This window comes from Clostridia bacterium, assembly GCA_026414765.1.
GTDB lineage: Bacteria > Bacillota > Clostridia > Acetivibrionales > DSM-27016 > SKW86.
The window spans coordinates 90,283-116,668 of the sequence record JAOAIJ010000029.1 but is presented as its reverse complement, the minus strand read 5'-3'; the positions used below and the strand labels follow the sequence as shown (position 1 = coordinate 116,668).

Here is a 26,386-nt window from a genome sequence, read left to right as displayed (position 1 = left end):
GAGGACAAGCATGGCATATATAACAAAACATGCAAAAGGATACGCAATAAGGTTTTACGCTACAATAGATGGAGTAAAAGATCAGATTAGGCTATCAGGCTTTAAAAGTGAAAAAGAAGCAGAAGCAGCCATGTGGAAATATATTAACCAAGATCACGCAAAGAATGAAAATGTTACACTGGAAGATTACATTAAAACATTTTACCGTGATTATGTAGAAAATAATGTATCTGCATCTACGGCCAGAAGATATAAGGAACTTTTGTTTTTACATACTATACCAGAACTTGGCGCAATAAAACTGTGTGACCTGAAGCCTGCAAGAATACAAAAATATTATACAGATCAAATGAAAGAATATTCACCAACTACAGTACTTCACAACCATAGAGTGCTACATTTAGCTTTTAAATATGCTGTAGCATGGCAGTACATGACAAGTAACCCGTGTGAAGCTGTAAAGGCTCCTAGAAAGGCGAAACATGAAATTAAGGTATTAACTGACGATCAAGTAGAAGAGTTGCTTAAAAGGGTTAAAAATGAAGCTGCATACATACCAATATACATTGCTATTACAACCGGTATGAGGTTAGGTGAAATACTTGGTCTGCAGGTAAATGACGTTGATATAAAAGAATCCACATTTTATATACAGCATGGGTATAAACGAGAAAACGGAGCTATGGTCCTTAAGTCAACTAAAACACACCGGAGCCGTAGACCTGTATCTATGCTACCAGGAACAAAAGAAATAATTAAGGCATATAGAGATGAAGCAGAAGCAATAAGGGAAGAATTTAAAGAAATAAAGATTATAAGTAATCATTTTTGCATATGGCCTGACGGGTCACCTATACTTCCTGATTATGTTGGTAGGGTATTTAAAAGACATGCTCGGTCTATGAGATTAGATGAAGATATTACTTTCCATAACTTAAGGCATACACATGCTACTTGGTTACTTAAGCAAGGAGTGCATCCTAAAGTTGTTCAGGAAAGATTAGGCCACGCAAGTATAAATACTACATTGGATTTATACAGCCAGTTTATACCTAATCTACAAAGAGATATTATAAGCGGCTTAAACACTGATATATTTAAGTAAAAAATTTGCATAAAATTTGCATAAGTTGTCAATACTATATAAGATGTAGCATAGTTAAATAAAGCATACATAAAATTATGCAAAAACTGAAAAAGTCATGCAAATAAATAAAGCAATATAAAGCATTTTAAGCAAATTTAGAAATGCAAAATAAAGCGTAAAATACGTTAATAATTTTATGCAAATTCTTATGTATACAAGCTAAAAATAAGCTTATGGAATTCCTAAACCGCAGGCCGGAGGTTCGAATCCTCTTGGGTACACCAAAAAGTACTACTCATTTTCGAGTGGTACTTTTTTTATTTTGTATAAAAAGGATTCGAACCTGGGAAGGCACGCGCCGTCCAGAAAATGTGCTGAATGCACTACCGGGACACCTTTTTTATTCTGTTACTCCGAAAATCTGATGTGATTTGATTTATGATAAATCAGCAAACTCGTTATCAATGTATATTCCGATAATGTGAAATACGTGTTATGTTTAGTCATTAACATATACTTCTTTTATTGATGTATTATTCTACATTTATTCTTGTAGTTTCTTCACTAACTTGATTTTTTAAATTATCTACATCTATATAGATATATTTTTTTTCGTTTAAGTTATTTTCAAATATTAGATCATTCTCACTTTTATTTTTAAAATATACACCTCTGATAAACTCTATATCACATGAGGAAATATCATACATATTTGTGGAGTAAAAGACTAAACATCCTTTCATAGTTTTTCCTTCTCCAATAACTTCTAATAACATACTTTGAAAACCAATTCTTTTTGTATTATTATGTTTAAGGGTTAATAATACAAACCTATCTTGAATTATCCCTGTTACAGAAAATGTTTTTAGTTTCTCAACAAATAAATCTTTATCCCTATCTTTAAGAATTAATGTAGCAACACCAACAACTCTATTCGCTTTTTGCTGTAATTCTAGCTTAATATCTTGACAAAATCTGAAACTATTATTTAAATCGCAATGCTCTTTAGAAATCCATTCATCATTAATATCTATTCCAGTATAAATAATACTTTGAATCCAAGGAATAAATACATTTTTGAATAAACTTGTTATTAAATACAATATAACTGCTGTAATAATACCAGAAATAACTCCAATAATAATACTAGATTGAGTATCCATATCTCATGCCCCTATATTTTATTAATATAATAATTAATTTTTATTACTTGACTATTATCGAGATTTTTTTTAATGCACTCAATAACACAATTTTACCAAACATTGCTTACAAATACAAATTTATGTTGTTTTTCATTATACATAATAAAACAAACAATCTATTATTAAATTGTTGCCAGTAACTTTCACTTTGTTTTTATTTTGTTTAGTTAGTTGGCACATGCCTCTCAAACCTTAAGTTCATAAGAACATTTTACACCAACGTATACACCAACCCATTAAAGAAAGGTTACATTCAGTTAACACTACTTAAAACTCCCATGTCGCATAAGGCTTATAAATAAAGGCTTTCAAGGCTTTGTAAAACATTCAAAGAAGCACTTCAAGCAATTCCTAAAACGCAGTCCATCAGGACGAGGCGGTAGTATGCGCAGCAGACGGTTGAATCCTCTTGGGGACACCAAGAAAGCCTCTAATCAATGGTATTAGCGGCTTTCTTATTTTTATTTATTAGTTACATAATTAATCCATGGTGACTATTTAGGGACTGAAAATAAAAAATATTATGCATAGTAATTTAGAAATAACATAAGTTTTGAGAAAATAGTTCTATATGAAATTCATGTTTTGACTAAATAACATGATTCCTAGGGATCGTACAATTTTTCATACCTTCAAATTTTCCTAACGTAGTATACTAAGTCCAGACTTTAAAGTGTGTCTTCCATATTTATCTAGAATAAACCTATTAAATACTTACCCATAACCATCATCTGTTTTAAAAAGCATCTTTTCCTGAAATCCTTTCTTTAGTGTTAATTCTTTGGTTATTATAAAACGTATTCATGCAAAAACCTCCATTACCCGACTCTTGATGTAAGAAATATGGATTTTGTATAAAATGTGTAAATATTTCATTTCTCTTTATACATTCAAAAGTTTACTATTATACAACTTATTTCATATTAAACACAACAGCATATATTTGAAACATAATCAATGGACATTTGGTTTCAAGGTGTACTTTTCAATTAAAATAAATGTTGCTATGCAAATTTGCTCAATTAATAAATAATATATAAATTTCCATCCATTATCAATTACCAGAATGCCCATATTTGTATATGTGGTTAGAGTAATAATTGAAATTATAAAAGGTACTGTTCTCCAATACCATTTTCTAAGTTTACATACAAAGATTATAAGTATGAATGACATAATAAGATGATTTACAAAAGCAACTATAATACTTGAGATATAAAAATTAATAAAAAATTTATTTATCAAATCTAATTGATAATGTTGTTTGCCTAAAAGCAATAGTATTGGAGTGGGAGTATGTATAACTAACATAGCCACAAAGAAGAATGTTAATGTTCTTATTATCCCGATAGGTTTCTGGATTATTTTAGCAAACCAGTACTTTGCAGTAGATAAATAGACAATAACTACAATTGCTGTCATATAGTACTTCCACCAGTGATGCTCATATATTCCCAGTTGTATAAACACATATTCTATAAGGACGTATAAAGCTGTAAACAGGATAATCCAACCGTAGCCCAGAGAATAAGCAACTAACAAAATCGCAGTTGTAGGATAAAGGGTCGTATTGAGTATCAAATGTCCCAATAAGTTTTGAGCCCAAGGGTCTGCAAATACACCAATTTTATATACATAGGAATTAAAAAGACCCAATACTATAAATTCACCAATCCATGTTGCACCTGTAATAAAAAAATAAAATACTATAAGTGTAGAAACTTTATAAATGTTTCTTTTCTTATATATAACATAGCTGCTAACCACTACACTTATAACACCTAAAAGTATATACCATAGTAAATTAGTCATAATATTCCTCAATCTGTTTTAAAAGCATATATTGTTAATCCCAAATAAATTTAATTAATCATATTATTACTATTTTTAATACTAGGTATTCGTAAACGGCTTTGAAATAGTAGCCTAGATTGATTATAGAAGAAAATAAGTAGTCGATAAGTAACAACTTATGTCTCCTGAAGCTAATAGGCATTCTTCACCCCCTTGTAATAACGTATCCTTATGGTTTTCAGTCTTAATAATGTTTGAATCTTTCATACGAAGATTGGGAAAAATAAAGAAAAAATATTGGGAGTATCTCATGTTTTGGATAATGCTTGTTGCAGCAGCACTCTTTTCTTGTTGGAAATGGGGCGACTGGAGAAGATGGAGGGAGTACTATTCCACCATCTTGTACTTTATAATATGGGATTTAATGTATAATTTCGTTTTTTATAATTTTACCCTATGGAAGTATAAAGGGCTCGTTAATCATACCTTTAGTACAGTTTTAGTTGAGATTACTATTTTTACATCAACAACTCTAATATATATTCCTCACTTTCCAAAAAAAATATTGAAGATAATTTTATATATCTTTTCTTGGATATTCCTATACATATCTGCGGAGTATATCTCATATAAATTAGGCTATTTTGGCTATGAACACAGCTGGAACATTTTATGGTCTGCAAGTTTTTGTGTTTTACTATTCATCATGGTTAGATTTCATTATAAAAAGCCTTTATTGGCTTGGCCTATTTCATTTGTATTATTTGGTATTTATATGTACCTTTTCAAAATACCACTAAACTCCATCAAATAAAGTTGATAATGAATATACCTCAAATTAATAAAATACCCATTTGCCTCGTATTCTGATAATATCGTTTTTGTCTGTAAATATTTCTGGGCTTCGGGCACTTGCTTCTGTCAAAATATCTTCACGGTTTCTTTTATTTACCCGGTAGGTTATTTGTTTGGGAACTAAGAAAGAGGAGAGTTTTCACCCTTAAAAGTGAACTCTCCTTCAGTTACAGCATCTCTGTGATTCGCTTTCAAATCTCATATCATTATAGAAAGCTTGCTCAATTACATTGAAAATTAGCTCTATGCTACAATCCTTACAGGCTAAATTTTACTTACCGAATCTATAATCCCTGATTAGTTTGGATTATAACTACTTACTTGCTCTCCCTTATTTTCCTCTTTCTGCATTAGTATAAGCTACACAGCTATGATAATCTTACATTTGTCGCCTGCGGACCACGCTGCCCTTTTTCCAAGTCAAACTCAACTCTCTGGCCTTCCTCAAGTGACTTATAACCTTGTGCATTAATTGCTGAGAAATGCACAAACACATCGTCTCCGCCTTCTCTTTCAATAAATCCAAAACCTTTCTCCGAATTAAACCACTTAACTGTACCAATCATTTAGAAGCACACCTCCTAAAATATTCTTTAATATAAGCATGCAATAAGTTATGATGCTTCTTAATATATTATGTTAATATCTAATACATGTTATTCGCCCTATCTCAGGCCAATTTTACATATTTGCCCATTTTAATCCTCATTACATAACTATTACTATATTTCCCATTAATGCTTTTTAGGATTCAGTATCATAATCATGCTTTTACCCTCAAGCTTTGGTTGTTTCTCAACTATTCCAAAATCTGCTACTGCCTCACCAAACCTTGCAAGTACCTCTTTCCCTGCAACTGTATATTTCATTTCTCTACCTCGGAATCTTATGCTGACTTTGACTTTATCTCCATCCAATAAAAATTTACAAGCATTTTTAGCCTTGAAGTCAAAATCATGCTCTTCAATTGTGGCAGATAATCTTACTTCCTTAACTGAAGCAACCTTCTGATTTCTTTTAGTTTCTTTCTCTTTCTTTACCTGTTCAAACATACACTTACCATAATCCATAATCTTGCATACCGGTGGCGCTGCGCCAGGTACAATCTTAACAAGATCAAGATTTTTACTAATTGCCAGCTTTTGCGCATCATCTGATGGCATAATACCCAACATTGTTCCATCCGTATCAATAAGCCGAACCTCCCGGTCCCTTATCTCATCATTCATTGGCAATTCATTTTTCCTAATATAAAACACCTCCATTGATATTTTTAGTAAAAAATACGAATTTATTTGTAAATGTGACTAAAAATAAAGAGTGGATACACAAAGCAATCCACTCTCCGCCACAGTCAAGTTGATCCAAATATAGTAAAACTATAAGCAAATCCACTATTCAAAACGAGAAATATGTATTCCCTATTTTTGTAATTATACCACTAATTAATTGAGTTATGTTGCTATTTGGAAAATAACGCATAAAATAAAAAAATTAAACTGCTATACCCTCTAAATCTAATATTTTTCTAATTTATTATGGAAGACACAGAAGAGACCCGACTCTTCTTTTTTTATTTTGTTTACTTTGGTGCAACCAAATGGGAGTAGGTAATCTTATATGTAATTTTCAATCACTGATATGTTATAATTGTAATTCAGTAATGCTTAATCTTCACGGAGGTATGGTAGTAAATGGCTACACTTTTTTTAGTCGTAATTTATTTAGCATTTATCAGCTTAGGTCTACCTGATTCGTTGCTGGGGGTAGCATGGCCGATAATGCATCTGGAATATGATGCACCATTTGAGGCTGCCGGCCTTGTTTCAATGATCATAACAGGAGGTACGATAATATCCAGCTTTGCAAGCGGAGTTGTAATAAGACGGTTGGGTACCGGAAAAGTCACATTTATCAGCTGCCTAATGACAGCTGGCTCCTTGTTGGGTTTTTCCTTTGCTCCGTCCTTTATTTGGCTCCTTTTTCTTGCGGTACCACTTGGTTTGGGGGCAGGGTCTATCGATGCAGGACTAAACAACTATGTTGCTATACATTATAAGGCACACCACATGAGCTGGTTACATTGTTTCTGGGGAGTTGGAGCTACCCTCGGCCCAATTATTATGTCAAAGTTTATTGCAAAACAGGATTCCTGGAGAGATGGATATTTCTCAATAGCTGTCATTCAGTTTGTTCTGGTTGCATTGCTTTTCTTTACTCTTCCATTATGGGACCGGATAGCAGGAAAAACCGGCAGTAGTCATACAGGTATTGGAGAAGTTGAAAAGAAATCAAAGATTGCATCGTCTCAGGCAGCTCCAAAAAAGGTAAATCCTCTATCAATCAAAGGTGTTAAGCTTGCACTCATTTCTTTTCTATTTTATTGCGGAGCAGAAGCAACAATGGGTTTGTGGGGCAGCAGCTTCCTGATAAACGTTAAGGGATTGCCTGCAGCTGTTGCAGCACAATGGGTGTCCATGTATTATGCCGGAATTACAGTAGGCAGATTTATTACCGGATTTATCACTATGAAGGTTAGCAATCATATCCTTATACGTATGGGGCAAATCACTGCACTGGCGGGAGCTTTTCTCTTATTGCTGCCTCTACCGTCTGTCTTCTCACTTATTGGTTTCATTCTTGTAGGGCTAGGATGTGCACCTGTTTTTCCATGCATGCTGCACGAAACGCCCTCCCGTTTTGGAAATGAAAACTCTCAAACGATTATAGGATATCAGATGGCTCTTGCTTATACAGGCAGTACTTTTTTACCTCCTCTGCTTGGATTGATTGTTTCCTACACTTCAATAGGGATTCTTCCGTTTTTCGTATTAGCGTACATAATTGCTATGCTTGTCAGTTCAGAAAAAATAAATATTCTTATGAAAGTAAAAAATATATTACCGGAGCATGAAAAAAAGTCTGATAATACCTTTAATAAATAGTTGCTAGTCGGCAGAATCCTTATCCTTCCATAGCATACATAATATTAATCGGTATCCTTATATATTTCTGACTTAACTCGGTACGCCAATCAGTCAGGTTAATTTGTGCCATATACGGAGTGCCCTTCTGCTGCTGCACCCTGCCAGCACTACAAAAACAAACATTTTTTATGAAGAAGCATATGTTTTTTATTTAAAATCAATTGCTATTGTGTTATCATATAGTATATATTTCTACAAATAGTATTATAGTTCTACATTTTTCTACATCAAAAGATAGTCATTATATTGTGCTTATTACGTTGTATAGTTTATTTAGAATAGTTTAAGGAGAAGTGCTGATGAAGCTGAAGTCAAAACTTTTATTTCTTTTGATTGGTCTGATTATTATTCCCCTTATAGTGGGTATAGCGTTTACATATCTCAATATAAAAAGCAGTATTAGCGATATAGAGCTTGCTAAAGCAAAATCTAACGTATCCAGCGCACGTCAATATATTAATTTACTGGTTGAAAATCATGGAAGTACATATCTGGCCTGGACCCCGTGGGATGAATTTTATGATGCTGTTGGGCTTAGAGATACTGCTTGGATCGAGGAAAACGTGTTCACATCTGCAAACAAGGATACTGCAAACGAGTTTTTCGTAGTATTGGACAAAGATGCTAACATACTGACCCAAGCAGAAGCGCCCAGTGAATTCAAGGAAATAGATTATAAGAATTTTGGCTTGCTAAAGGATATGAAAAAAGGATACAACAGCGGTATAGTAAAAACCTCCGCCGGGCTATATATAGTAACAGTTGCAAAATTAGTCAAGAGTGATGATGAAGCCTTCGCAAACCATAATGGATATACGCTTTTTGCAAGAGAGATAAAAAACTTAAGGGAAGAAAACGGCAGATCCGTAAGCGGTTCCCTTGATTTCGGTAAAAATATTATGGGTACGGAAATTATTATAAAACTGGATGACGGTAAAGTTTTATCGACAAGCAAGATTGATAAAGCTAATCTGAGTAATACAATTTCAAAAGACTTAAAAAAGGATGAAATAAAAACGTATACCCAAATACTTAAAGACAGTATGAAGATTACTGCCGAACAGGCTTTTACAGATTATAGCGGAACTCCGGTAGGCGTGCTATATGTAGAAACAGTCAGCAAATCTGGAGTTGCCGCCTTAGGCCAGCTTTCCAGACATTCTGTCATTCTTGTTGTGATACTTATGATCTCTGTAGTTCTTGTCAGCTTTATAATAATAAACAACATAATAAAACCTTTAAAGCTGATAGTTTCGGAAGCTCAGAAAATTGCAGCCGGCGACTTGACAACAAGTAGTGAAGCTGCACTGGTATACAGCAAATTAACAAAATCAAAGGATGAAATCGGTGAGTTCGCCAGGGCTTTTGAAGTAATGAAGAGTAGTCTGAGATTAATGATATCAAGTGTACTCGACAGTGTATCAAAAGTTGCAAGAACTTCGGAAATGCTGTCCGTTGTTGCCCAACAAACCGGAGAGGCATCAGACCAAGTTGCAAAAGCCGTAGACGAGATGGCTGAAGGCGCAAATAAACAATCCGACTACTCAAATACTATTTTGCATATGATGGAAGACACGTTAGTACAGGTACAAAAAGGCAGTGAAGAAATTGAAAAAACGGTAACCAATGCGCTGCTTTCAACAAAGGTTGCTTACGATGGAAAAGAAGCAATAACTAAAGCAGTTGAACATGTGAAGCTTACTGCCGAAACCGTATCCTCCTCCTCCGAATCTATTCAAAAACTGGGAGTCCGTTCTGAAGAAATCGGGGGTATTGTCAAAGCCATAACCGACATTGCCAGTCATACAAATCTCCTTGCTCTAAATGCAGCTATTGAAGCGGCACGTGCAGGTGAGGAAGGTAAAGGCTTTTCGGTTGTTGCCGAACAAATACGTAAATTAGCTGAGGAATCAAGCCAGGAAGCCAAACAGATAAAATCCCTCGTACAGCAGATTCAGGCAGAAACCTCTGCTACAGTTGATAATATGGAGGGAAGCCTAAAGGCCGTAGAAGAGCAGGTAGAGATGATGCAAAAAGGCGGAGACTCCTTAATGGTGATTGTCGATAACGTAGAGCAGACAGAAAACGATTCAAAGAAAATCAAAGTCGTTTTTGATACTCTCAGAGAATATACGCAAAATGTGCTCCTTAATATTAAGGAAATATCAAATATTATATCTGAATCTGCAGCTGCTACCGAACAGGTTTCAGCATCTGTTGAAGAGCAGGCATCTACAGTCAATGAAATAGCAGACAGCTCGGTAAAACTGGCTCAACTGGCTTCCAACCTCCAGTCTGAAGTCAGCAGGTTCAAATTATAGTTGGAAATAATTACAGTGAATCCAAAATAAAATTTATTTGAATAATAAACGATATTATAGTATAATGTTATGTGCGCAAAAGGACTTATTACTAGTTACTTGCGCACATACTGTTTTGGAGGTTTCTTGTGGTATTGTGAAAGGGCATAAGCTTCAAAGTTCAGATGATATTCATACAGCATTTATGAAAGAGGCGTTGAAGGAAGCTCGAAAAGCCTATGAGAAGGACGAGACCCCGGTAGGTGCGGTAATAGTGTATGAGGGAAAAGTAATTTCAAGAGGTCACAATATTAAGGAACTTAAAAAAGATGCTACACTCCATGCGGAAATGGTTGCCCTGCGGAAAGCTTTCAGGAAACTTGATACGTGGCGTCTAAACAAATGCGACATGTATGTAACCCTGGAACCGTGTGCCATGTGCGCAGGAGCTTTAGTACAGGCAAGAATGGGTCGTCTCTTTATCGGAACATCGGACCCGAAGGCCGGAGCTGCAGGGTCGGTAATCAATATCCTGGATATTGATAAATTTAACCATAAGGTTCAGGTAATTTATGGTACACTTGAAGAAGAGTGTTCTTCAATCTTGAAGGATTTCTTCAGGAAGTTAAGAGCAAAAAAGGCTTGTAAAAGCTAATTTTATATGGAGAGATGGTTGAGCTGGTCTAAGGCGCATGACTCGAAATCATGAGACGGTTTACCCCGTCCGAGGGTTCGAATCCCTCTCTCTCCGCCAAAATGAAGGACTTTGGGTTTTAGCCCGAAGTCCTTTTTATGTGTTTTGATGAGATTTGCAAACATTTTGCAAACACTCGTAAATATTTAGTTTATTGATATATGAATTTCTTTTCCCAATGCTTGGGCTACCTTACTAAGAAAATCTAAACTCGGATTGTATTCCCCTGACTCAAGTCTTGAGTATCCTAGTCCTGCTGCCAGCTCGACAACTGCATGTGTTCCTTGGTACTGTATGAACCAGGTGAATGTCATTATGAACAGACACCAAAATTACAATGCTACTCGCTTCGTTATCCCATTACATTGGTAGTCCAGTTGCTTTGTCTAAATAAAATATACCTTTACTATTTTCCTCTAAATCCACGGCTACAGATTTCTTAACGTTCTTCCCGTTAAGTGTACTGACATTATTATCAACTTTCCAAGGGGCTTTAGTTTATTCTTCTTTATCAGTTTCAAATATGGACAAAGATAAAAGTCTGGAGTTTTCTATAGATATTTTATTAGGCATTATCCAAGTGCGTCCCCCTGTTGCTTTACCGTCTATATAGCCTATTTCAATCCATATTTCCCCATTGTTGACCACAAAGTAGCATTTATTCAATGAAAATCACTTCAAAAGAGTACCTTTTGTATGATTACTAGAGACTATTAGGTGAGCTTCATTTATATGTAGATTGTTGTAAATACCTGCTATATTCTATATAATTTCTATAAATGATGAAGTAGAATGAATACACTTGTAAGTAAAGGACTAATAGCATTTTTATCCGAACTTGATGCGGAGATTGCTATTAATCCTATGTATTAGCTAATTAGGAACAAGTCCTACGACAGATTGCATCCAAATAATATGTTCCCTATCAAAGCTCATTAAGCAATGCTATGAAGTCACTCAATCTGTAGTAAGGAGAATGATATTTACAAAAATATTAAGGTGGAAAGTATGTATAAATATATTCTAGCAGTATTGTCTTTTATATTATCTGTAGAGTCTGTTATCCTCTTAAACTTAATAGGTATTAAGGATTATATAGCTGAAACCTTACTATTAATAGCATTACCAGGATTTCTAGTTTCTGTAGCTATAATTTTTATACATAGTCTGGTAATAAAAAAATTATCAAAGAAGAGAACTGATTTTGATTTTGAAAGAATCATTATTTTTTCTACATGGGGATTATTATTTTCTAATGTCATAATTTTTTCACTGAATACCTTTTTAAACCTAAACATAACCCAGGACGAAATAAAAAAAACTTTTAAAAACAATATCAGTGACTTTAAGATAGTTGCTGAGTATTTTACTAATCAGCCAGGCGATATTGTCTGTTACGTTGAAAATGAGCAAATAAAAACTGTGCTATCTGATGAGAACCATGTTGAGAAAGTTCTTCTAATTGAGAATAAGTTGGTTAAAGGGAAGCTAGAAAGAATTTTCAACAAATTAAACTATCAAAAGATAAGTAAAATGGAAAACCAAGTTGATTTTTTATTGCACCCTGTAGATAAAGCATATGGATATGATGAGGGTGTTGCATACATAAAAAATGATAAAGGAGAGAACTTTCAAAATAGAAATCATGGATACTACCATATTATTGACTCTTGGTACTATTTTTTCTTTGGATATGAATAGCAAATTTACAAATAGAATATTTGTTTATAAGCCCCAACGGGTCACTCCCATAATATATACTTCATATTTAGCACCACCTGAATTAAAGCTTGGTACTATAATTATATCATAGCAGCTGTTGATGGTGCTGGTGTAAGTACTTTTTTTATGCCAATCAGACCAGGGACTCGAACCCGGAAGGGCACGAGCGTATTGTAAAATGACCTGAACGGCCGTTTAGTAGCAAGTGTAGGAGCCCGGCACCGGAGCATTCTACCTGAAGCCCTTTTTATATGTATCTGTTCTATTTACAAAAAAACATATTGCTTGATATCTTTTTTGTCATTATCTAATCACAGCCTGGGTTATAATTTTTTTGATAATTCTTCCCCCATTCACACATTGAACGTAGGATAGGCTTCATACTTTCACCTAGTTCGGTAAGTCCATATTCAACTTTGGGCGGAACCTCAGGATAAACTTTTCTATAAATCATACCGTCCTTTTCTAATTCTCTCAATTGAAGCGTTAGTGTCTTTTGCGTAATGTTGTGTAATTGTCGTTGTAATTTATTAAATCTGGCTGTTCCTTGTGTTAAGTGCCAAAGTATAGATATTTTCCATTTTCCGCTAAGTATATTGACAGCAATATCCATAGGACATCCTGTTGTTGAATTTACCGCTTTTGCCATCACCGAACTCTCCTAATCTTAATAATTCTTTTTTTATAGTATCATTTATTATACTCTATTTCAAATTTGTGCGTTCTTTAAGCTCAGCATAATTAGTGCTATCCTTTTCAATATAAAAAACATTAGATTACTGGATAGGATGTGTTAAAAATGATAATTGACAGCCATGCTCATGTGGTGCTCCCGATAGAAAATCAGTTATTTATGATGGAGAAAGCCGGAGTAGATAGAACCATACTGTTTTCAACTACTCCACATCCCGAAAAAGCTAATGATTTAGCCAGTTTTGAGGATGAAATAAGAGTGTTATTCAATATTTTGTCTGGCAAATGCACATTAGAGGAAAGAATAAGGAATATCTATAGTTCAACATATGAACTACGTAATACTATAAAAAAATATCCGGATAAGTTTCTTGGGTTTGGGCTAGTACCCCTACTATTGACATTTGAAGAAACCTGCGCCTGGATTGAAAAAAATATTATTTCCAATGGGTTTTTAGGTATTGGTGAGTTTTCGTTAGGGACCGGTACAGTAAAATTACTTGAAACAGTCTTTAAAGCATTAATGGAGCTAAGCAAAATTCCAGTTTGGATACACACCTTTCATCCGTTAACCTTGGCAGATATAAAAGATATTGCTGACCTCACAGCTAAATTCCCGGATATCCCGGTAATATTAGGGCATATGGGAGGAGTAAACTGGCTTGACACAATTAAGTTTGCCAAGGAACAAAAAAATATATATCTTGATTTATCTGCTTCCTTTACTACTATAGCCCCTAAATTGGCGATAAGAGAGCTTCCTGAACGAACTCTTTTCAGTTCGGATGCTCCTTACGGTAATCCATTGCTTACGAGACAAATGGTTGAAATGGTAAGTCCAAATGATGAGGTTGCTAGTATGGTGTTAGGCGGAAATATTATGAGGTTGCTCAATATAGGCAACTGAATTTTATGAAAATTCTTTGATGAAAAGTGCAAAATGAGATTTCAGAATCATTAAGTCAAGTCGGAATTGGCAGTAATCTCTAATATTTTGATTATAAGTGGTTCAGAGGAAACAATTACATTAGGAAACCGGTTCGGTGATTACAGTATTTTGTTGATGGGAGATTAATTATGACATGTCAATTACTCTTAGATAATTGGCTTCTTCAGGATGTTTCGCATGCTATGAGACATGGACTTTCCAGAGATTCCGGCAGTCATTCATATGAATCAATTCCAGCTGCCGCTATTCAAATTGAATGCTTACTGAATTTTTTGGCGGATATCGTGACAAGAGACATTCTAGTAGTAGATGAACAATTTGCTTATGCGTGGGAAAATACATATCTCCCTCTGTTAAGGTTAGAAGATAAAAATATATTATCTATACAAAAATTCAATACAAAAGATGATAGATTCCTTGATATAAGAAAATTTGTGGCTAACGATCTATGCTCTACAAAAAGTCTTGAACAAGCTCATAAAGAAAACGAGGAGTCCTGGGACAGGGAAAAAAGAACAGCGCACCATTTTCTTTCACAAATACTCTGGGGAACAGCAGGTAATATAGCAAGGAGCAGTATGATTAATGCTCCTTATTCTCCACACCCGTCCAGAAGGCATCTGCTTGAACAGACCACATTTATGCCTTCGCGGCCAGATGCAGTAGAAAGTACCATGGAGTTCATAAGGCAGACAAGAGTTAACTTATTCGAGGAAGTAAGACAAAGGCTCAAGATTAGAACAACACAGATAGTTTTACCCCCACTAGCAGTTGAAATAATTGAAAGTTCTTCAAGTACTGATGACCTATTCAAAGTTGCGCTGCAAGTAAGAAATGACTATAAGGGTTTTAGAAAATACATGAACAAGTATCAGGAAGCTTTAGATAGTGAGAACCCCCGTGAAATGCTGGTATTTAAAGAAGTTTTTGATTATATATGTGCAAAGGCAAGAACAAATAGCAAAGGTCAGGAAAAATACGGAGATTTGACCATTTCCATGGGTGTAGGCTTTATCAATTTTAAAAAATCAGTTCCGAAGTTTGATTGAATTAGCTCCAAACCCGGTATGAGAGCCATAATGCACAAAATGGTCTTCCAAAGTCAGGGAAATGCATCATTGAAAAAGTTGTTGAAAATGTTTGGTGAAGACAATCCTGCTATTATTGAGGGAATAGCACAATATTTCCATATCAAAACAGACAAATTATAATGCCCCTCTAGCAATACTAAGTCATAAGACAGGTAATCTGTCGAAAGGTTTTGAAACTAAAGGGACTTTGAGTTGATTCCCAAAGCCCCCATTCCATCGTCATCAATTCACAGGTACAAACTTAAACTTCTGATTGTCCCCTCCAGTACTGTGATACTGTATGATTTTGGCCTCATCATCCATGCTGCCGCCATATACATCCAGTACCTTGCCGCTGTGCTTGGCTTGTATCTGATAATATCCACCCCCGCTTGGCACAAGCTTGAACTTCTGATTGTCTCCCCCTGTGTTATGATACTGTATGATCTGAGCTTCGTCATCCATACTTCCGCCGTATACATCCAGCACCCTGCCGCTGTGTTTGGCTTGTATCTGATAATATCCATCCACGCTTGGCACAAGCTTAAACTTCTGATTGTCCCCTCCAGTACCATGATACTGTATGATTTTGGCCTCATCATCCATGCTGCCGTCGTATACATCCAGCACTTTACCGCTATACTTGGCAACGATATTGTAGTACTGTTCAGAACCAAACTCTAGATGCCACAATGCATTGCTTTCCTGACTATTTCCTGTAGTTGTCAGATAATCACCATACCCAAGCCATCTGTATGGGATCATATAAGGCATGTTCAGGTAGAACCGGTTTGTTATCTTTACAAGGTCCCCTGACTTTATCTCCTGTCCTACAGAGCCCCCCACCTTTTCAAGTCTCCATCTCTGCTTATTCATTGTATAGTCCTTCGAGTAATAGTAAAGTGCTTTTGTCGCCCATGCTCCAAGATAATTATATCCTCTTGCTTTTTCTTCGTTGGTCCTTATTTTTACAATATCTCCAGATTCCAGAGGCTTGCTGTTAGGCTTTACTATATTCAGTTCTATGCCGTTACTGCCCATTTTGGGGGAATACTGTCCCCAATTCTCCACAGGCCCTATATAAGAACCATTTACATTTCTTATTTTTACTTTTACTATATTTTCTGCCGGAATCTCATCTATGAAAATATGACTCCCTCTAAGATTGCTATTTATAAAGTTCATATGAAATAAAGCAGAGAAATTAAAACGGTAATAATCTGTATTCCTCCGGTCCCCAGCGCCTTTCATTGTATTCAGCCAATTATTTGCATCATATTCCTCCGGCACCTCAAGGGATATATTGTTTGTTTTGATCTTCCCGATGTTATTTTTCCACACAGCACGTTGATCATTAGTTTTAGTATTTATTATTCCATTTATTATTGCTTCATTTTGCTGCCCTATATTTTCATATACATTAATATCGAAGCTCCTTCTCTCCCTGATACAGCGCAGTGCCGCAACCATCTGCTTAAATGCCAGCATGAAAGAGGTGGGGTTATCTTTTATTATACTGCCGCCTGCCCACTGGGGAGAATACTCATACTTTATCCAGGGGTAATCCGGCAAATGCCCCATACGCCCGTGTCCGAGATATACATAGGAGTTATATGCAAGTGCATCCGGTGTTGCTTCCTCACCGCTGAAAATATCTGTTAAAGGCCAGATACGTCGCCATTTCACTTCTATCCTGCCATTAGAAATATCATATACCTTATCTCCTGCATTATTTATAAACCATGCAGGTATCCCGGCATAGTACATGTGTGCCCATGTGTCTGCCAACACATGCATCCTCAACCCTGCCAAATGCATTTCATAGTCTTTGCCTTTGTGATTATCTATAATATCATTGATCATTTTCTTGACCAATTGACTGTTAGGAAGACAGAGCAGCTTGAACTGCTCAGAGGATTCGCCGTCATATTCCCAATAATCAGAGTTGCCTTTGTGCTGCTTTGATCCTGTATAAGCTATTTTTGCGTTTGATTCATAGTTTCCGGGTAAAAAGTGAAAACAAGACCATACTCTTGCAGTCTCGTTTAAATTCTCCTCCGACCAGCTGAAATTGGATTCAAATAGTTCCTTATTAGTCTGAACTGTCGGCGTCGGCTTGAAATCAGGTATATAGTATTTGCCGTAGTCATCCTTTAACACTTCCATGCTTGAATCATCTACATACTGTGCTGCATAAGCAATAGACTGGGCAGTACGGAAATCATAACCAGCAAGCCTTGCAGCCGTATATGTACCATAATAGTGGAAATCAATGTTCATAATATCTTGCCCCTTTACATGCAATACTAATCTGCAGCAGTACCCTGACAGATCAGCATTCTATTCTACTATATTTATATTGTGCAGCAGCAGTATCCGTGCCTTTATCTTATGTATATTTTCAAAAATACGAAACAGGCAGGTATATATCTCTCTGCCTGCTATTTGAGTATAACTTTTTCATTTCAACTCCCCCATATTTATGTTATCATTATAGTACGTCAGATTATGTCGAGGGGTTTTATGCCGGATAATAAGATTACTATTGGAATAGGTAAAAAAAATAAAGATGACAAAACCCAACGGACTCATAAAGATGACTTTAATAACACTCCCATTGCACCAGTCGAATCTGACCAAAAACCCGAACAAAATTATTACGATGAGCAAGTATGGGGAAACGACTCCTTACTGGCCAAAAAGCTTGATGAACAATATCTCGCTGAAAAAAGGATGTTTGTCAGGGTTAGATATATCCAGCACATAGAATGTAAAAAAATAAGTAATAATGTATATGACGAGCCGATCACTCTTAACAAGCCTATGCTTATTACATTATCCGATATCTCAATGGCAGGCATGGGGGCTGTATGCAGCCACGAATTGGGCGTCGGATCTGTTCTTGAATTTGATATGCAGCTCGATCATCTGCAATATACTATTAAGTGTCAGGTAATTTATAGTATTTTCATGGAAGACAGCTACAGGATTGGATTAAAGATAGCAACTAAAGACAAGGATTTCATTAAGCATCTGAAAATAGTTGTAGCGCGTATATCCCTAAATGCAAAATACAATAATGACCCCGGCAAATGAATCTAAGGGCTTTGAGATATGCATGGGGATCCTCAGCAGTTTTATATTGTAAATGCCTGCAGCTTTGATAAAATATCTTTATAAGTTTAGATTTAAAGGAGTATTTCTAATGTCTAACAATAACAGTTTTGAAATAGATGCATTGAATTCTGAAAGAGATGTAGAAGCAAAACTTATACAACCCCTTTTTAAAGATATACTGGGTTATCCTAATAAAAACCTTTACTGGGATGTCGCTGTAGAGTTTAATAACGGCAGGGAAAGATTTGTAAAAAAAGCTGATCTAGCCGCGTATCATGGAAACAAACCCGTTATAGTGGTTGAAGCAAAGCGTCCGACAGAAACCCTTCAATCAGGCATAGACCAGGTTGATTCCTATGCCTTTGCCTTACAGACTCCCTTTAGCGTCATTACTAACGGCAAGGCTTTTATTCTAAGAGGCTATTATTCATCAAACAAAAGAATAAATATTATAGAAAGTACTGTAGAAGAGCTTCAAAGGGATAACTGGGACAAGCTTAAAAGACTTATCTCATATTCCGATATACTGACTTCCATTTCGGATAATCCAAATATTGTTATGCTTCCCGACCAGGAAAAAATCAGGGATTTCAGAAGATTTTTCAGAAGTATACACTCAATAATAAGAGACCGCGAAAAGCTTGATCCAGCCACTTGCTTTGATGAACTGAGCAAGCTTCTGTTTTTGAAAGCGGCCGAAGAAGAGCGGATGAGCAAGGGCGACAGTAATTCGGTCCTCACTATCGAAGTGCTAAATGAGCTGGAAAAGTTGGGTGTTGGAATAAAGTATATAAATGATAAGATAAATGAATCAATTAAGCAAGTTTTCCCCGATGTCTTTGAGGGTGAAATCAAGATAAATCTGTCTGTTGATACACTTAAAGAAGTGTTGAAAAACATGCAGAACTTTAAAATGAAGCAGGACGATGCCGACATAAAAGGCCGTGCTTTTGAAGAGTTCCTCCCTACCCAGTTAAGAGGAAAAGGACTTGGTCAGTACTTTACACCACGCCCTGTTGTAAACTTTATGGTAAACATGGCGGAAATATCAATATATGATGTAGTCGCTGATTTCAGCTGCGGTTCAGGTGGCTTTCTTATAAAGGCCTTTGAACACATTCAGAAGCTGATCGACGAATTGCCTGACGGTACACTGCAAAGGCTGGGTACTAAAAAGGGCCAGCTCCTGGATGACGTTAGAAAATATCAGATTCATGGAATAGATGCCGAACCCCGGGCAGCCAGAACTGCCAAAATGAATATGCTTATGTGGGGAGACGGCAATAATATATCCAGAGGCAACGCTCTGGATATAAAAGACAAGACCGGTAAGGAGTATTCAATAAAAGAATATGACAAGGATATACCAAACTCAGGGTGTACAATAATACTGGCAAATCCTCCGTTTGGAAGCAAGGAAAAGGAACCCGACATTTTGAAAAGGTATTTTCTCGGAAGCAAAATATCTAAAAGAGCTACACAAAAGACCGAGATACTATTTCTGGAGAAAGGTCTCAAGCTTCTCCGTCCCGGTGGAAAAATGCTTATTGTACTGCCTCTGGGTCTATTAAGTAATGATAGTTATCAGTATATAAGGGATTATATTCACAGTGAAGCAGAGATAAGGGCCATTGTTTCACTGCCAACTCATACTTTTGTTCAGTCAGGCGTAGATACGATAAAAACCTGTGTATTATACCTGCAGAAATTTACTGAAGAGAAAAAGGAACTATACGAAAATAAGACAAATGGATTGCCACAGGAAAAAATCAGAGAGATCTTAATGACTGATAAAGATTTTGATTATCCGGTTTTTATGGCTACAGCTGAATTTGTAGGGTTTGAACCAAGCGGCAGGTCTATCGTAACAGATGGAGAAAAGACAGATCTTGATCTGATACTGGAGGATTTTCAAAACCAATCAACAATATCCATACCTGAGCTGGATTTAATGGAGTTCGCAGAAAGCTATTATTCTGAAAAAACCTTTTATAGGATTGACCAGACAGTAAGAGGAACACAAAGAAATCTAAAGAATTCTTTTGTCGTAAATCTGAGTGATACACACTCACGATTGGATCCTGCATTTTATGTGTTTAAATATAAAGTCGAACCTATGATGCAAAGCTTTGAACCTCTAGGCAATAAAATTGAGGAAGGCCGCGAAAGATTCAGGCCTCAGAATGATGACGAAATGGATAGGGAATACCCTATTTTATCTGTTACAAATAATGAGGGTGTAATTTTCAATGAATACAGAAAAGGTGAAGAGTTTACGCAATCATATAAAAAGGTAAAGGAAGGCGATATAGTCTACAACCCATATAGAGTTAATGTCGGAAGCATAGGAGTAGTACCTGAGGAATTGGATGGAGGGTTTGTCAGTCCTGCATACGTTGTATTCCGCTCAAAAGCATATAAGCCGGAATTCATAGTTGAACTGCTTAAATCCCCTTTTTACAAGCTGTATATAGACGTTCTTTCAACAGGTTCTATCAGAGATTCACTTAGCTACGACCTTCTTGAAACCATAAAGGTTCCTGAAGTGCATGATGAAAAGCAGGAATCGATTTACAAACTGATAAATGAAACAAAACAACGGATACTGGACCTTCAGGGAGGTATCCTTGGAAAGAAAGATGAAATTGTTAAGGAACTGCATTCACTGATAAAATGAAATAAAAGTCACCTTGATATATGAAGGTGACTTTTTCGTTTGTAGCTTTAAAAAGAAGCATAGCTAAATAAACTTTTACTTTTACAGGTAAAAATTGCGGATATTGTTTCAACATAATCAGGAAATATGAAAACAGAGGTATATTAGGTCGAGATTTTATACCCTTAAAATATAGAAAACTGGGTACAAACTTTTAGAAATACTAATAGTTACTCCTCTAAATCCTCTTCATAAGCGAGACAAGTACAATCGTTGCCCTGACAGCTGCATTTTTTGCCGCTTATTGTGCAGACATACCCTTTTAAATCAACACTATCCCAGTAAAGCAGATTCTTACACAAATAAAAATCAATATTGCAATTCATTTTAAACCCTCCATTGGGTAAAATTTTTTGACACCAACATCATTGCCGGTGCTTGCTGATTTACTATTCAGTTATGTTAAGGATTTATTGGTTATTATCAATATTCTACCACCTAAATAGAAAGATTTCAATCCAGTGGAAATAATATTCTCCGGTAAAACACCCTTAATCCTACTATGTTATTATATTAGCCAATACTTTGCTCCATAACCTCTTCCTATGGAAATATCTTCAGTTTTAGGAAGGCATACATTATTGACAATACGCTATATCTAATGTAAAATAGTAAAGCGGTGTTGAACCGGCATAAATAAAAATGGAAAGATGGCTGAGCTGGTCTAAGGCGCACGACTGGAAATCGTGTGTGGGCTAATACCCCACCGAGGGTTCGAATCCCTCTCTTTCCGCCAAACATAAGGGTTACAGACTTTGGTCTATGACCCTTTTTGGATATTCTGAACTTTTTTACCCCTACCTTACCCCTACCGGCAAAATCATATTCAAAATCAACCCTGAATACTCTTCACCTGATAAAAAGATGACAAAGTTAATGAGTTATAGATTTGGAATGAAGTGGTATTGCCGACAAATATCAGGATTTAGTTCGTATTCGTTTGATATTGCAAACTCTAATGGCTATATATATAATCTTACCGATGAAAAGGAATTTAATGAAAAAATGAAAGGGTGGTAAAATGGCTATAATAACACCAAATTTTAATTTTGCAGGACGTTGTGAAGAAGCAATTGTACTGTATCAAAAGGCTTTTGATGCAAAGGTTGGTTGTTTATTACGATATTCTGATGCCAATAAGTCTGATTGGAATAAAAAATTAACACCAGAACAAGAAAACTACATATATCATGCAGAACTTTTTATTGGCACCCAAAGGATTATGATGTGCGACAATATGGATGTTAATTTGACAAAAAGTACGGCTCTTTCACTGACTGTCACATTCGATACAAAGGACGAAGTAAAACAGGCATATGAAGTTTTAAAAGAAGACAGCGAGACAATTTATCAGATGCAGAGCACGACATATAGTTCTTGCATGGTTGTATTTATAGACAAATTTGGTTTCCGATGGGGATTGATGACAGAACAAACAGACCGATAAATTCCAATTTGTCTGAAAGTTTTTCGCATTATTGTAAAAAAACTGTCCCAAATACATATTAGGTGGTGTTATATTTGATTTGCTCAAACTGCAATTCAAATTTATTATTAATCATCAGCTTGAAGATGATAGCATACCTCCAATGACAAATAAATCAAGAATTACTTATCCTACTTGACCTTGCCTCGATAAAATAGACAGCCTTCTTTCGTAGATATATAGGTTATGTCTGACACCCACTTTCCATTGGTCTTGCCAGCTTTGAGGTTTTGGTTGGAGCTAGTCATAAACCACGGGCTTGTAGCGTTAATTCCCTTTTTATTTGTATTTCGGACTCTTCAGAACAAATTCGTCATCTTTTAGCTGCAAGGGCATTACAGCAACAACTATATGCTTATGCTTCAATAATTCTCTTTCAATGAACACTCTTGTTTGATTGTGCAAAATTTTATGCCACCAACGTTTTACGGAAAATTGAGGTAATATGACAGTTATCATATCACCCCTTTTATATTCATATTCTGCTGATTCAACAAATTTCAGCAGCGGATCTACCACTTTTCTGAACGGTGAGTATTTTACTATAAGAGGTATGCTGGTCTTTAACCTCTTATATTTATCCTGTACTTCTCTCCCGCTTTCCTCATCAGTAGCTACACAAAAAGCAACTACATTGTCAGAAATAGTTTTCGCAAGCCGCAATGCCCTTATGCTGGATTTGTTCACACTTTCCATAAGAACAATAACACGGTTTATATACTTATCATTTTCAATTTCTATTTTGTCTAATTCTTCGAGAGAAATCCTTAGCTGTTTTTTTACTGCAATATAATGCCTTTTTACTTTAAGCATCATGATAATGAGGATGGGGATAACTATTACCACAATCCATGTTCCCTGGGCAAACTTTGTGATAGCAATAACTATTACTACAGCAAGCGTTACAGCTGCCCCAAAACCATTTATCATAGCTTTGACACCCCAATTGCTACCCTTTTGTTTAATCCATCTAAAAAACATTCCGGTCTGTGAAAGTGTAAAAGAGATAAACACACCAATAGCATATAAACCAATCAGTGATGTTACATTTGCCCTGAACGCTACTATCAGAATAATTGAGATTCCAGAAAGAAGAATTATTCCGTTTGAATAGCTCAACCTGTCGCCTCTCATGCTCAGCTGTCTTGGAACATAACCCTCTTTTGCCATAACGGAAATCAAATTTGGAAAACCAAAATAAGCTGTATTTGCTGCAAGAACCAGAATGGTAAATGATAATCCCATAATAATATAGTAGAATAAGTTACTCGTCCCAAAAATCATACCTGCAATCTGTACAAGCATCGCACCCTGCTCCGGGTGTATAGGATAGTAATTTGCAATAACCGATGTTCCTCCAAATACTATCAAAACAAGTAAGGAAAGTAACACCAGTACGGTTTTGGCATTTTTCGTAGACGGCTCTCTGAAATTTGGTACTGCATTGCTGACGGCTTCAACTCCTGTAAGAGCGGCACAGCCATTTGTAAAAGCTTTAAGCACCAGAAAAAGCGTAAGAGGTTGGAGCGTATCCTGTGCTACATGGATAGGTTCAGGCTTATAGCCGTTTAATACTTTTATAAGGCCGACAACCAACATTAATAAAATAGATAAAATAAAAAAATAGGTTGGGAGACTGAATATTTTTGCAGACTCTTTTATTCCCCTTAGATTTCCAATTGTCATCAGAAAAATAATAACCACGCAAAGGAGCACCCTATATGGCTCAAGTACCCGGAATACAGACACAATTTGATCTACACCGGACGCTATACTAACTGCAACAGTAAGAATATAGCCGATACTTAGCGCAGAACCTGCGGTAACACCGGCAATTACGCCGATATTTTCTTTAGCGACTATAAAGGCTCCGCCTCCATTTGGGTAAGTGTCTATTGTCTGGCGGTACGAAAGCATTAATATTGTCAAAAGTGCAATAATCGCTATTGAGATATATGTCAGCTGTGTAAATGCAAGCATACCGATCGCAGGAAACAGAACAATTAGGATTTCTTGACCTGCATATGCTACTGAAGAAATTGCATCACTTGAAAGTATAGGAAGCCCCCATAACACTCCAAATTTTTCACCCTTTAGTGCTTCATTTTTTAAAGGCCTGCCTATTAACAATCTTTTAAAGTTACCCATCAATAAATCCACCTTCTGCTGTTTTTCACCTGTTATTAAAATGCCACAGAAAACAAACACTTTTATTCTCAAGCATAGTTTATCTCCTGTAGCATAGTTTTCTAAAAAAGCCTATTTTGTCATTATAATACTTTCTGTAAAAATTTAAAACAAATATTTTTGACTGTTTTACTCAGATACTGGTAATATTTAGACTTTTGCCGAATTTAGTGATATTTTAAGCTATATATTTTCAATTATCTGCAGCAATCAAGGATTATTACTCCGGACTCCCTGCTTATGACATCGCTAAACTGAAATTGAAGAATGATACAGTAATTGCTGTATTAGACAAACCGGAAACTCAGGCATGCGAAAAGGACTTTGAGATCTTACCTCGAAGTCCTTTCCGTGTGCTCTATAAAATACATGTATTAATGGGTTATACAAAGCAAATAAGTAATATGTATCTGATTCGTTTACACATTTTGTTTGGATACATTTGATGTCTCACCAATATATTACACATTTTTTACATATTTAAACAAAATGTAATTTGACTCTGTTAAACTTTCGATATATATTTATAGTTGTTTATATATATTGATACTTATGACAAAAGGTGATAGTATGCGTAAAGCTCAGTTTTTTAAAGGGTTGTTCTCAACTCTTTTAAAGCCCTTTTTGTTGAGAAGGAAATCAAATGGGGAAAAGTTTCAGAAACATGATATAAACTTGATTGAACCAAAATACAACCGGCATGAGTCCAAATCAGGGAAAATCAGTGCCTGATACTAGATCGCAAAAATTTGTATAGAGCTATATCTCCGCAAGAAGAGTATTTCCATGCCCTGATTCACCCAAACTCAGCATATAAAACAGTAATTATTCGGACAGTCCTATTAATGGCTTATTCAAGATAAACCTTCCTTCCATAATCCACGTTCCCATTTTCCTTTGCAAGCTTCTTGATTTTAGTATTTAAGTAGACTATTAAAGGCCAATATAGAGTCCTGGGTATTTTTAGTGTTATGGTTTCCTGGGATTTGGGGGATATTCTTTCACCTCTGAGAATATTCTGTACTGCCATCTCAAAACCTGATGTGATCCTCTTACCCCTTTCTCCTAAGTCTTCCAGAAGAGTACCATTTATCATGGCACCTCCCCCATATGCAAGACCTCCAAGCCATTTCATTCCCATATCTTCTGCAAAAAAACGGCCGGCATCAAGGAGCGGTTCTATACGGGTTATGTCGGGAAATCCACATTGCCCGACTGCAAAGAAATTTTTTCCCTTTAAGTCATCTTTACATTCACTTACGAGCTTTTCAAGCATCCAAATGTTGAAGTACGGGAGCGTATCCGAATACAAAGGTGATACCAGGGCTATAACGTCGCTTTTCAAAAGAGAATCTTTTAAAGTGTCAAATTTCGCCTTGCCATCAAAATAATCTATCAGATGTATGATTTCCGCTATACTGCCTGCATCCTCAACCAGCTTTTTGATTGTTCTTGAAAAACTGTATGAAGTCCCCTTTTTTCTTGGACTTCCGTTTAATAGAAGAAGTTTTGCAGTGCTCATCC

20 protein-coding genes, 2 tRNA genes and 2 pseudogenes are annotated in these 26,386 nt (G+C 35.8%); 12 read left to right on the top strand and 12 right to left on the bottom strand.

Annotation, left to right across the window (positions count from 1 at the left end; translation table 11 throughout):
* Nucleotides 1-10 precede the first annotated feature (10 nt).
* Nucleotides 11-1,105: a site-specific integrase gene (locus N3I35_12490; protein ID MCX8130903.1), complete on the top strand. Its 1,095-nt coding sequence runs from the start codon at nt 11-13 to the stop codon at nt 1,103-1,105.
* A gap of 515 nt (nt 1,106-1,620) precedes the next feature.
* Here N3I35_12490 and N3I35_12485 read toward each other — a convergent pair.
* From N3I35_12485 to infC, 5 genes and pseudogenes are all read right to left on the bottom strand, one after another.
* On the bottom strand, nt 1,621-2,250 hold the full coding sequence (locus N3I35_12485) for a hypothetical protein (GenBank protein MCX8130902.1): 630 nt from the start codon (nt 2,248-2,250) through the stop codon (nt 1,621-1,623).
* A 996-nt stretch (nt 2,251-3,246) separates the two neighbouring features.
* Complete coding sequence (locus N3I35_12480; GenBank protein ID MCX8130901.1) at nt 3,247-4,104, bottom strand: hypothetical protein; 858 nt, start codon at nt 4,102-4,104, stop codon at nt 3,247-3,249.
* 1,000 nt (nt 4,105-5,104) lie between these two features.
* Nucleotides 5,105-5,197 (bottom strand): annotated as a pseudogene (locus N3I35_12475) (zinc-ribbon domain containing protein).
* Nucleotides 5,198-5,309: 112 nt separating this feature from the next.
* Nucleotides 5,310-5,507, bottom strand: a complete 198-nt coding sequence (locus N3I35_12470; protein MCX8130900.1) for a cold-shock protein — start codon at nt 5,505-5,507, stop codon at nt 5,310-5,312.
* Between the two features lie 168 nt (nt 5,508-5,675).
* Nucleotides 5,676-6,206, bottom strand: coding sequence for a translation initiation factor IF-3 (gene infC, locus N3I35_12465; GenBank protein MCX8130899.1), 531 nt, complete (start codon nt 6,204-6,206; stop codon nt 5,676-5,678).
* A gap of 429 nt (nt 6,207-6,635) precedes the next feature.
* On the opposite strand from infC, the gene N3I35_12460 reads away from it, so the two are divergent.
* The 4 genes from N3I35_12460 to N3I35_12445 all read left to right on the top strand — a co-directional run bounded on the left by N3I35_12460 (nt 6,636) and on the right by N3I35_12445 (nt 10,982).
* Nucleotides 6,636-7,886 (top strand): MFS transporter, encoded by a 1,251-nt coding sequence (locus tag N3I35_12460; protein MCX8130898.1) that lies wholly within the window; start codon nt 6,636-6,638, stop codon nt 7,884-7,886.
* Between the two features lie 341 nt (nt 7,887-8,227).
* On the top strand, nt 8,228-10,249 hold the full coding sequence (locus N3I35_12455) for a methyl-accepting chemotaxis protein (GenBank protein ID MCX8130897.1): 2,022 nt from the start codon (nt 8,228-8,230) through the stop codon (nt 10,247-10,249).
* Between the two features lie 184 nt (nt 10,250-10,433).
* Nucleotides 10,434-10,883, top strand: coding sequence for a tRNA adenosine(34) deaminase TadA (tadA, locus tag N3I35_12450; GenBank protein ID MCX8130896.1), 450 nt, complete (start codon nt 10,434-10,436; stop codon nt 10,881-10,883).
* 8 nt (nt 10,884-10,891) lie between these two features.
* Nucleotides 10,892-10,982: transfer RNA gene (locus N3I35_12445), tRNA-Ser, on the top strand.
* Between the two features lie 86 nt (nt 10,983-11,068).
* On the opposite strand, the pseudogene N3I35_12440 reads toward N3I35_12445, so the two are convergent.
* Together N3I35_12440 and N3I35_12435 are read right to left on the bottom strand one after the other, a co-directional pair.
* Nucleotides 11,069-11,164 (bottom strand): annotated as a pseudogene (locus N3I35_12440) (helix-turn-helix transcriptional regulator).
* A 256-nt stretch (nt 11,165-11,420) separates the two neighbouring features.
* Nucleotides 11,421-11,588, bottom strand: a complete 168-nt coding sequence (locus N3I35_12435) for a hypothetical protein (protein MCX8130895.1) — start codon at nt 11,586-11,588, stop codon at nt 11,421-11,423.
* A gap of 342 nt (nt 11,589-11,930) precedes the next feature.
* Between N3I35_12435 and N3I35_12430 the strand changes: the two genes are divergently transcribed.
* Entirely contained in the window at nt 11,931-12,623 is a 693-nt protein-coding gene (locus tag N3I35_12430; protein ID MCX8130894.1) for a hypothetical protein, read from the top strand.
* A gap of 328 nt (nt 12,624-12,951) precedes the next feature.
* Here the strand turns inward: N3I35_12430 and N3I35_12425 are convergent, their stop codons facing one another.
* The gene (locus N3I35_12425; GenBank protein MCX8130893.1) at nt 12,952-13,293 is read right to left on the bottom strand and encodes a helix-turn-helix transcriptional regulator; all 342 of its coding nucleotides are present in this window, start codon (nt 13,291-13,293) and stop codon (nt 12,952-12,954) included.
* Between the two features lie 150 nt (nt 13,294-13,443).
* On the opposite strand from N3I35_12425, the gene N3I35_12420 reads away from it, so the two are divergent.
* Entirely contained in the window at nt 13,444-14,244 is an 801-nt protein-coding gene (locus tag N3I35_12420) for an amidohydrolase family protein (protein ID MCX8130892.1), read from the top strand.
* 170 nt (nt 14,245-14,414) lie between these two features.
* The gene (locus tag N3I35_12415; GenBank protein MCX8130891.1) at nt 14,415-15,335 is read left to right on the top strand and encodes a hypothetical protein; all 921 of its coding nucleotides are present in this window, start codon (nt 14,415-14,417) and stop codon (nt 15,333-15,335) included.
* Between the two features lie 264 nt (nt 15,336-15,599).
* Here N3I35_12415 and N3I35_12410 read toward each other — a convergent pair whose 3' ends face one another.
* Entirely contained in the window at nt 15,600-17,636 is a 2,037-nt protein-coding gene (locus N3I35_12410) for an RICIN domain-containing protein (GenBank protein MCX8130890.1), read from the bottom strand.
* A gap of 243 nt (nt 17,637-17,879) precedes the next feature.
* Between N3I35_12410 and N3I35_12405 the strand changes: the two genes are divergently transcribed.
* Entirely contained in the window at nt 17,880-18,452 is a 573-nt protein-coding gene (locus tag N3I35_12405; protein MCX8130889.1) for a PilZ domain-containing protein, read from the top strand.
* A 109-nt stretch (nt 18,453-18,561) separates the two neighbouring features.
* Nucleotides 18,562-21,150 (top strand): N-6 DNA methylase, encoded by a 2,589-nt coding sequence (locus N3I35_12400; protein ID MCX8130888.1) that lies wholly within the window; start codon nt 18,562-18,564, stop codon nt 21,148-21,150.
* 209 nt (nt 21,151-21,359) lie between these two features.
* Here the strand turns inward: N3I35_12400 and N3I35_12395 are convergent, their stop codons facing one another.
* Entirely contained in the window at nt 21,360-21,515 is a 156-nt protein-coding gene (locus tag N3I35_12395; GenBank protein MCX8130887.1) for a hypothetical protein, read from the bottom strand.
* 318 nt (nt 21,516-21,833) lie between these two features.
* Between N3I35_12395 and N3I35_12390 the strand changes: the two genes are divergently transcribed.
* Both N3I35_12390 and N3I35_12385 read left to right on the top strand, forming a co-directional pair.
* Nucleotides 21,834-21,925, top strand: a tRNA-Ser gene (locus N3I35_12390).
* A 285-nt stretch (nt 21,926-22,210) separates the two neighbouring features.
* Nucleotides 22,211-22,636, top strand: a complete 426-nt coding sequence (locus N3I35_12385) for a VOC family protein (GenBank protein ID MCX8130886.1) — start codon at nt 22,211-22,213, stop codon at nt 22,634-22,636.
* Nucleotides 22,637-22,954: 318 nt separating this feature from the next.
* Here the strand turns inward: N3I35_12385 and N3I35_12380 are convergent, their stop codons facing one another.
* Together N3I35_12380 and N3I35_12375 are read right to left on the bottom strand one after the other, a co-directional pair.
* Nucleotides 22,955-24,823 carry an APC family permease gene (locus N3I35_12380; GenBank protein ID MCX8130885.1) on the bottom strand — a complete coding sequence of 623 codons (1,869 nt, stop codon included), beginning with the start codon at nt 24,821-24,823 and terminating at the stop codon, nt 22,955-22,957.
* Between the two features lie 889 nt (nt 24,824-25,712).
* Entirely contained in the window at nt 25,713-26,384 is a 672-nt protein-coding gene (locus N3I35_12375; protein MCX8130884.1) for a hypothetical protein, read from the bottom strand.
* Nucleotides 26,385-26,386: the final 2 nt, after the last annotated feature.

Coding starts and splice junctions, on each gene's coding strand:
- N3I35_12490 (MCX8130903.1), top strand. CDS start 11: ATGGCATATATAACAAAACATGCAAAAGGATACGCAATAAGGTTTTAC.
- N3I35_12485 (MCX8130902.1), bottom strand. CDS start 2,250: ATGGATACTCAATCTAGTATTATTATTGGAGTTATTTCTGGTATTATT.
- N3I35_12480 (MCX8130901.1), bottom strand. CDS start 4,104: ATGACTAATTTACTATGGTATATACTTTTAGGTGTTATAAGTGTAGTG.
- N3I35_12470 (MCX8130900.1), bottom strand. CDS start 5,507: ATGATTGGTACAGTTAAGTGGTTTAATTCGGAGAAAGGTTTTGGATTT.
- infC (MCX8130899.1), bottom strand. CDS start 6,206: ATGGAGGTGTTTTATATTAGGAAAAATGAATTGCCAATGAATGATGAG.
- N3I35_12460 (MCX8130898.1), top strand. CDS start 6,636: ATGGCTACACTTTTTTTAGTCGTAATTTATTTAGCATTTATCAGCTTA.
- N3I35_12455 (MCX8130897.1), top strand. CDS start 8,228: ATGAAGCTGAAGTCAAAACTTTTATTTCTTTTGATTGGTCTGATTATT.
- tadA (MCX8130896.1), top strand. CDS start 10,434: ATGAAAGAGGCGTTGAAGGAAGCTCGAAAAGCCTATGAGAAGGACGAG.
- N3I35_12430 (MCX8130894.1), top strand. CDS start 11,931: ATGTATAAATATATTCTAGCAGTATTGTCTTTTATATTATCTGTAGAG.
- N3I35_12425 (MCX8130893.1), bottom strand. CDS start 13,293: ATGGCAAAAGCGGTAAATTCAACAACAGGATGTCCTATGGATATTGCT.
- N3I35_12420 (MCX8130892.1), top strand. CDS start 13,444: ATGATAATTGACAGCCATGCTCATGTGGTGCTCCCGATAGAAAATCAG.
- N3I35_12415 (MCX8130891.1), top strand. CDS start 14,415: ATGACATGTCAATTACTCTTAGATAATTGGCTTCTTCAGGATGTTTCG.
- N3I35_12410 (MCX8130890.1), bottom strand. CDS start 17,636: ATGAACATTGATTTCCACTATTATGGTACATATACGGCTGCAAGGCTT.
- N3I35_12405 (MCX8130889.1), top strand. CDS start 17,880: ATGCCGGATAATAAGATTACTATTGGAATAGGTAAAAAAAATAAAGAT.
- N3I35_12400 (MCX8130888.1), top strand. CDS start 18,562: ATGTCTAACAATAACAGTTTTGAAATAGATGCATTGAATTCTGAAAGA.
- N3I35_12395 (MCX8130887.1), bottom strand. CDS start 21,515: ATGAATTGCAATATTGATTTTTATTTGTGTAAGAATCTGCTTTACTGG.
- N3I35_12385 (MCX8130886.1), top strand. CDS start 22,211: ATGGCTATAATAACACCAAATTTTAATTTTGCAGGACGTTGTGAAGAA.
- N3I35_12380 (MCX8130885.1), bottom strand. CDS start 24,823: ATGGGTAACTTTAAAAGATTGTTAATAGGCAGGCCTTTAAAAAATGAA.
- N3I35_12375 (MCX8130884.1), bottom strand. CDS start 26,384: ATGAGCACTGCAAAACTTCTTCTATTAAACGGAAGTCCAAGAAAAAAG.